The sequence below is a fragment of the Kitasatospora sp. NPDC056783 genome, from assembly GCF_042789895.1.
In the GTDB taxonomy this organism is placed as follows: Bacteria; Actinomycetota; Actinomycetes; order Streptomycetales; family Streptomycetaceae; genus Kitasatospora.
In genome coordinates, this window is sequence record NZ_JBHUAF010000412.1 from 1 (window position 1) to 7,392 (window position 7,392).

Consider the following 7,392-nt stretch of genomic DNA (forward strand, 5'->3'; position numbering starts at 1 on the left):
TCTTCGTCCAGCGCGTGGACGCCACGCCGGACGCGGAGGCCTACCGCTACCCGGTGCCGGGCAGCGGCCAGAGCCCCGACGAGTGGAAGTCGCTGAGCTGGGCCCAGGCCGCCGAGCGGGTCTACGCGATCGCGGCGGGCCTCGCCGACCTCGGGGTGCGGGCCGAGGAGCGGGTCGCGCTCGCCTCCTCCACCCGGGTCGAGTGGATCCTCACCGACCTCGGCATCCTCTGCGCCGGCGCCTGGGGCGATCCGAACGACCCGCCGCCGCGCTCCTCCGCGGACACTGCCCCCGCCGTCGGCGGGCTCCCCGCGGACCCGGCCGGCGCCGCCCTGTCCGAGCAGCAGGCCGAGCACCTGCTCGCGGCCGGCGGCGACCGCTGGGGCGCGTACTACAGCGCCCAGGAGTACGCGGAGTTCAGCCAGGGCCTGGACGGCCGGTACCCCGGCGTCGGCCTCTCGGTCGGCCGCGGCCAGGACGGCGTCACCGAGGTCTCCCAGGTCGCCCCCGGGGGGCCGGCCGCCGCGGCCGGGATCGTCCCCGGGGACCGGCTGCTGCGGATCGGCCGGGACCAGGCCGACCACCTGCCGGTGACCGAGGTGGTCGCCCGGCTGCGCGGCCAGGGCGAGGACCGCCGGGCCGGCTCCGAGGTCACCCTGGCCGTCCGGCGCGGCGGGGGCGAGGAGCGCGAACTGCTGCTGCGGCGCGTGCTGCTGGACAGCCGGCAGGTCACCGCGGAGCAGCTGGGCAAGGGCGTGGTGCGGGTGACCGTCCGCGCCTTCACCAGCGGCGTGGCCGACCAGGTGCGCGCCGCGCTGGGCGCCCCGCACACCGGCGTGGTCCTCGATCTTCGCGGCAACTCCGGGGGGCTGGTCGACGAGGCGGCCGGCACCGCGGGGATCTTCCTGGACGGCGGCCCGGTCGGCTCCTACCTGGAGCGCGGCGAGACCCGGGAGCTGACCGCCCCGCCCGGCGGCGACCAGCGCACCCCGCTGGTGGTGCTGGTGGACGGCGGCACGATGAGCGCCGCCGAACTGCTCGCCGGCGCCCTCCAGGACCGCAGCCGCGCCGTGGTGGTGGGCTCGCGGACCTTCGGCAAGGGCACCGTCCAGCAGCCCAGCCGGCTCGCCGACGGCGCCGTGCTGGAGCTGACCGTCGGCCGCTACTACACCCCGGCCGGCCGTTCCCTGGACGGCACCGGACTCACCCCCGACGTCCCGGCCGGTTCGGGCGAGGAGGCCGACCAGCTCGCCCAGCGGGTCCTCTCGGGACTGGGCACCCGCGCCTAAAGCAGCTGACCGACCCGGCCCCGAAGTGCGAGAATGACCGCGCTATGGCAAAGGAAACCGGACAGAAGCTGATCGCGCAGAACAAGAAGGCGCGACACGAGTACACCATCCTCGACACCTACGAGTGCGGTCTCGTCCTCACCGGCACCGAGGTCAAGTCGCTGCGCGAGGGGAGGGCCAACCTGGTCGACGGCTACGCCTACATCCAGGACCACGAGGCGTGGATCGACAACATCTTCATCCCCGAGTACACCCAGGGGACGTGGACCAACCACGCGGCGCGGCGCAAGCGCAAGCTGCTGCTGCACAGGATGGAGATCCACAAGATCGAGAGCAAGGTCCGCGACGCGGGCCACACCCTGATCCCGCTCTCGCTGTACTTCAAGGACGGCCGGGTCAAGCTCGAACTGGCGCTCGCGGTCGGCAAGAAGCTGTACGACAAGCGCCAGACGCTGCGCGAGAAGCAGGACACCCGCGAGACGGCCCGCGCGGTGGCGGCGGCCCGGCGGCGCCAGGGTTAATCCGCTGGACCCTCGCCCGTCGCCTCGCGTACGATGGCTCAAGCAACACGGACGATCACCGTCCGAGCTGTTTCTCAACAAAACATGGGGATGATCGGTTTCGACAGGGGATGTTGAAACAGGGGAAGCGAGCCGAGGAACGCGGCAATGATCTCGTTAACCACGTGTCGCAAAAAAATAATCGCCAACTCTAAGCGCGATTCCCAGCAGTTCGCTCTCGCTGCCTAATAAGCACCGATAGCGCTTGGGTGTCAGACCGGGGGGTTCCCGACCCGGACCCTGGCATAATCTAGGGAACTCAACCGTCCGCCCGGGCTGCGAGGGCGGATGGGAAATCAAACAGCAGCTGGGCCTGTTGGCGGCTTGTCCGTGTGACCGCCAGGGCCGAGAAAAGCACAGCGGACTGCGCTCGGAGAAGCCCTGAATTAACTCCACTGGACCCGGGTTCGATTCCCGGCATCTCCACCACCCCATGTTCACATCGAAGGCCGTCCACCGCTCCCAGCGGAGGGCGGCCTTCGATTTTTGTACGTTCCGGAGCAGCGCGGCGCGGGGCCCGCGGCGTAGGATCATCCGTCCGCTCGTTTTCCGGAGCCGGATTCCGTCGCAACCACCGAGGCCATGCAGAGCAACACGGACACCACCCCCGCCGCCGACCACGAGACCGTCCGGACCCGCGAGATCGCCGGTGAACAGCAGCACCTCGACACCGTCTACCACCGGTTGGAGGAGAAGCTCGCCGAGGCCGAGTACATCCTGGAGGACGCCGCCAAGCGGGTCCAGGTCGGCACCCCCGGCGCGCTCGCCGAGCGCGACGCCCAGGTCTACCGGGCCGGCGCGCACCTCCAGCGGCTGAACAACGAGTTCGAGGACTTCCTGTTCGGCCGGATCGACCTCCAGCGGGCGGACGCCCCGGAGGAGCACGGCATTCCCTCGAACACCCCGCTCGACCCGGCCGACCCGGCCGTCGCCGAGACCCTCCACATCGGCCGGCTGGGCGTGCTGGACGCCGAGTACGGTCCGCTGGTGATCGACTGGCGCGCGCCCGCCGCCGCCCCGTTCTACCGCGCCACCCCGGTCGAGCCGGGCCGGGTGATCCGCCGCCGGGTGATCCGCTCCAAGGGCCGCAAGGTGGTCGGCGTCGAGGACGACCTGCTGCGCCCCGACCTCACCCCGACCCTGGGCGGCGAGGAACTGGCCGTGGTCGGCGACGGCGCGCTGATGGCCTCGCTGGGCCGTGCCCGCAGCCACTCGATGCGCGACATCGTCTCCTCCATCCAGAAGGAGCAGGACGAGGTGATCCGCGCCGCCGCCGCGGGCGCCACCCTGGTCACCGGCGGCCCCGGCACCGGCAAGACCGCCGTCGCCCTGCACCGCGCCGCCTACCTGCTCTACCAGGACCGCCGGCGCTACGCCGGGGGCATCCTGGTGGTCTCGCCGACCCCGCTGCTGGTCTCCTACACCGAGGGCGTGCTGCCCGCGCTCGGCGAGGAGGGCCAGGTCGCCATCCGGGCCGTCGGCTCGCTGGTGGACGGCATCGAGGCGGGCACCTACGACACCCCCGAGGCGGCCCGGGTCAAGGGCTCGGCCCGGATGGTGCAGCTGCTGCGCCGGGCCGCCCGCGCGGCGCTGGAGCTGGGCGCGCCGCAGGAGCTGAAGGTGGTCGCCCGCGGCGAGGTGCTGAAGCTGGACGCCGGCCGGCTGAAGGCCGTGCGCGGCAACGTGGTGGGCTCCGGCGGCACCCCGCTGAACCTGCTGCGCCCGCGCGCCCGCCGGCTGCTGCTGGACGCGCTGTGGCAGCTGGCCGTCCGGGACCTGCCGAAGCCCACCGACCACTACGGCCGCGAGCAGCGGCAGGAGGAGAAGGAGGCCTTCGACGAGTACGTCTCGGACGAGGCGTCCTTCCTGGACTTCCTGGACGCCTGGTGGCCGACCGTGACCCCGCGCCGGGTGCTCGCCACGCTCCGCCAGCACCGGCACATCAACCGGATCGCCCGGCGCGCCGTCACCCCGGACGAGGCCCGGCTGCTGGCCGCCTCCTGGCGCCACCTGTCCGACCGGGGCGAGGGCGCGCTGTCCGCGCACGACGTCGCGCTGGTGGACGAGCTCCAGGTGCTGCTCGGCGAGCCGGCCCGGCCGAAGGTCCGCGAGGTGGACGCGATGGACCTGCTGACCGGTCTGGACGAGGTCACCACCTTCGCCGACCGCAGCACCCGCCAGCGCGAGCGCCAGCCGGTCGAGCGCACCGAGTACGCCCACATCATCGTGGACGAGGCTCAGGACCTCACCCCGATGCAGTGGCGGATGATCGGCCGCCGTGCCCGGATGGCCACCTGGACGATCGTCGGCGACCCGGCGCAGTCCTCCTGGCCGTTCCCGCAGGAGGCCCAGGCCGCGCTGGACGAGGTGCTCTCCGGCAAGCAGCGCCGCCGCTTCACGCTGACCGTGAACTACCGCAACCCGGCCGAGATCGCCGAGGTCGCGGCGAAGGTGCTGGCGCTCGCGGCGCCGGGCACGCCCTCGCCGAGCGCGGTGCGCCACGTCGGCGTGGAGCCGCGCTTCGCGGCCGTCGCCGATCCCTCGCCGGAGGCCTTCGGCAGGGCCGCCCGCGCCGAGCTGGAGCGGCTGCTGGCCGAGGTGGGCGGCACCGTGGCGATCGTGGTGCCGATGGACCGTCGGGACGAGGCCGCGGGCTGGGCCGAGGGCCTGGGCGAGCGCGTGGTGGCGCTGGGCAGCCTGGAGGCGAAGGGCCTGGAGTACGACGCGACCGTGGTGGCCGACCCGACCGGCATCGCCGGCGAGTCGGAGGCCGGCCTGCGGGTGCTGTACGTGGCGCTCACCCGCGCGACCCAGCGGCTGACCGTGCTCTCCGGCCCGGACGACCTGCCGGACGCGGCCGGCGTGCCCGCGCTGCTGCACGGCTGACCGACCCTACGGAAGAAGGCCCCTCACCGGCTGGTGAGGGGCCTTCGGACGTTTAGTACACCGACCCGCCATGCTCGCCTCGCGGCAAGTGGTCCCTCGAAGGGACGAAGGTTGGGCCCGGGGGCTTGGATCGAGCCGGTGCCCGTCCAATGTAACGCATCGGCCGGGAGAGGCAAGGAGTGAGCGGCGGTGGGCCGGCCCCGGTCGGCCGGATTGTCGGGTCCGCACACTCAATGAACGTTATTTCTGGGTACCCCTTGGAAGGTGCGACGATCGAGGTCTAGCATGCGCAGGCGATGCCTTCAACAAAATGTTGAGCCTGCGGGACAGACGGAAGAAGGAAGCGTCGATGGCGACGGTGCCCAGTGTCTCCAACTCGATCACGGTACGGCTGGAGGTCCCGGCCCGGGGCAACGCCGTCAGTGCGATCACCACGGCCGTGGAGTCCTCCGGCGGGTCGGTGACCGGTCTCGACGTCACCGCCTCCGGCCTGGAAGCGCTGCGGATCGACGTCACGGTGGCGGCGTCCTCGGTCACGCACGGCGAGGAGATCGTCGAGAAGCTTCGCGCGATCGACGGCGTGTCGATCGGCAAGGTCTCGGACCGCACCTTCCTGATGCACCTCGGCGGCAAGATCGAGATGTCGTCCAAGCTGCCGATCCGCAACCGTGACGACCTCAGCATGATCTACACCCCGGGTGTCGCCCGGGTCTGCATGGCGATCGCCGAGAACCCCGAGGACGCCCGCCGCCTGACCATCAAGCGCAACAGCGTCGCCGTGGTCACCGACGGCTCGGCGGTGCTGGGCCTGGGCAACATCGGCCCGGAGGCCGCGCTGCCGGTCATGGAGGGCAAGGCGGCCCTGTTCAAGCGCTTCGCCGGCATCGACGCCTGGCCGATCTGCCTGGACACCCAGGACACCGACGAGATCGTCACGATCGTCAAGGCGATCGCCCCGGGCTTCGCCGGGATCAACCTGGAGGACATCTCCGCGCCGCGCTGCTTCGAGATCGAGGCCCGGCTGCGCGAGGCCCTGGACATCCCGGTCTTCCACGACGACCAGCACGGCACCGCGATCGTGGTGCTGGCCGCCCTCACCAACGCGCTGAAGGTGGTCGGCAAGGAGATCGGCGACATCCGCGTGGTGATGTCGGGCGCCGGCGCCGCCGGCACCGCGATCCTCAAGCTGCTGATGGCGGCCGGCGTCGAGCACGCCACCGTGGCGGACGTGCGCGGCGTGGTCCACCAGGGCCGCGAGGACCTCAACGACAGCCTGCGCTGGATCGCCGAGCACACCAACCGTTCGGGCCGCACCGGCAGCCTCAAGGAGGCCGTGGCGGGCGCCGACGTCTTCATCGGCGTCTCGGCCCCGAACGTCCTGGACGGCGACGACCTGGCCACCATGGCGGAGGACGCGATCGTCTTCGCGCTGGCCAACCCGGACCCGGAGGTCGACCCGGCCATCGCCCGGCAGACCGCCGCCGTGGTCGCCACCGGCCGCAGCGACTTCCCGAACCAGATCAACAACGTGCTGGTCTTCCCGGGTGTCTTCCGCGGCCTGCTGGACGCCCAGAGCCGCACCGTCAACACCGAGATGATGATCGCCGCCGCCCGGGCGCTGGCCACCACCGTGGCCGACGACGAGCTGAACGCGAACTACATCATCCCGAGCGTGTTCCACAAGGACGTCGCCAAGACCGTCGCCTCCGCGGTGCGCGAGGCGGCCCTGGCCGGCGCCCTGGAGGCCCCCGCGCCGGCCCGTCCGACCCCGGGCATCGTGGGCACCCTCGACGCCGCCGCCTTCCCCTCCGTCAAGCTCTGACGGAGGGGTCGGGCGACGTGTCGTAGTCCGCTCAAATGTGCGAATAGCGGTCATACCCGCCCAGCTCGCCCCGAACCCTTGCGACACAAGGGCGAGGGGCGTGTTTGGGCTTGTCAGTCCTAGGGCGTACCGTAGCCCTGCACGGGGCAGGCGTGTCCGACAAGTACGGAACGTCCCCCTGGTCTTCCGGCGTGTCGTCCCGACCGCCGCCCGCGCCCGGTCCGCCGGAGCCGACGGAGCGTCACACCTCCAACGGGCGGGCGATGTTCGGGTGGCTCGGCCGGGGCCCGATTGGCTTTCTCGGGGCCGGTCGGGGCAGGATTCGTACCCAGGCGGGCGGACGGGCCTTCGACGGCTCCGGCGCGCGGCATCGGGTGGGAATCCGGCCTGCGACCACGCATTGCCTGCATGAGCACAGTGTGCGGACCTGCGGCCCATCCGGGTGCCCCCCGGTGGGAGTACCGATGGGCCCCCGCACACCGCAAGCGAACAGACCACAGGAGTACACATGAACCGCAGTGAGCTGGTGGCCGCGCTGTCCGAGCGCGCCGAGGTGACCCGCAAGGACGCCGACGCCGTTCTGGCCGCCTTCGCCGAGATCGTCGGCGAGGTCGTCGCCAAGGGCGACGAGAAGGTCACCATCCCCGGTTTCCTGACCTTCGAGCGCACCCACCGCGCTGCCCGCACCGCCCGCAACCCGCAGACCGGCGAGCCGATCCAGATCGCCGCGGGCTACAGCGCCAAGGTGAGCGCCGGCTCGAAGCTGAAGGAAGCCGCCAAGGGCGCTGCCTGAGCCACCCCTTGAACGCCCGAGAGGCCGGGCTCCCCATTGGGG

Annotated in this window: 5 protein-coding genes and 1 other RNA gene; all 6 read left to right on the forward strand. The window is 72.0% G+C overall.

Annotated elements, in window-relative coordinates:
• The coding region (locus ACFRMQ_RS35315) for a S41 family peptidase (RefSeq protein WP_380734893.1) at positions 1–1,289 on the forward strand (1,289 nt) is incomplete at its 5' end.
• 44 nt (positions 1,290–1,333) lie between these two features.
• Positions 1,334–1,810, forward strand: a complete 477-nt coding sequence (gene smpB / locus ACFRMQ_RS35320; protein ID WP_380734894.1) for an SsrA-binding protein SmpB — start codon at positions 1,334–1,336, stop codon at positions 1,808–1,810.
• 86 nt (positions 1,811–1,896) lie between these two features.
• Positions 1,897–2,278, forward strand: a transfer-messenger RNA (tmRNA) gene (gene ssrA / locus ACFRMQ_RS35325).
• Positions 2,279–2,431: 153 nt separating this feature from the next.
• Positions 2,432–4,735, forward strand: coding sequence for a HelD family protein (locus ACFRMQ_RS35330; protein ID WP_380734895.1), 2,304 nt, complete (start codon positions 2,432–2,434; stop codon positions 4,733–4,735).
• A 349-nt stretch (positions 4,736–5,084) separates the two neighbouring features.
• Positions 5,085–6,557: an NAD-dependent malic enzyme gene (locus ACFRMQ_RS35335; protein ID WP_380734896.1), complete on the forward strand. Its 1,473-nt coding sequence runs from the start codon at positions 5,085–5,087 to the stop codon at positions 6,555–6,557.
• A 508-nt stretch (positions 6,558–7,065) separates the two neighbouring features.
• Entirely contained in the window at positions 7,066–7,350 is a 285-nt protein-coding gene (locus tag ACFRMQ_RS35340) for an HU family DNA-binding protein (protein WP_030242980.1), read from the forward strand.
• Positions 7,351–7,392: the final 42 nt, after the last annotated feature.

Bases quoted from the DNA above. Each gene is read 5' to 3' on its own strand.
- ACFRMQ_RS35335 (WP_380734896.1), top strand. From the start codon at position 5,085: ATGGCGACGGTGCCCAGTGTCTCCAACTCGATCACGGTACGGCTGGAG.
- ACFRMQ_RS35330 (WP_380734895.1), top strand. From the start codon at position 2,432: ATGCAGAGCAACACGGACACCACCCCCGCCGCCGACCACGAGACCGTC.
- ACFRMQ_RS35340 (WP_030242980.1), top strand. From the start codon at position 7,066: ATGAACCGCAGTGAGCTGGTGGCCGCGCTGTCCGAGCGCGCCGAGGTG.
- smpB (WP_380734894.1), top strand. From the start codon at position 1,334: ATGGCAAAGGAAACCGGACAGAAGCTGATCGCGCAGAACAAGAAGGCG.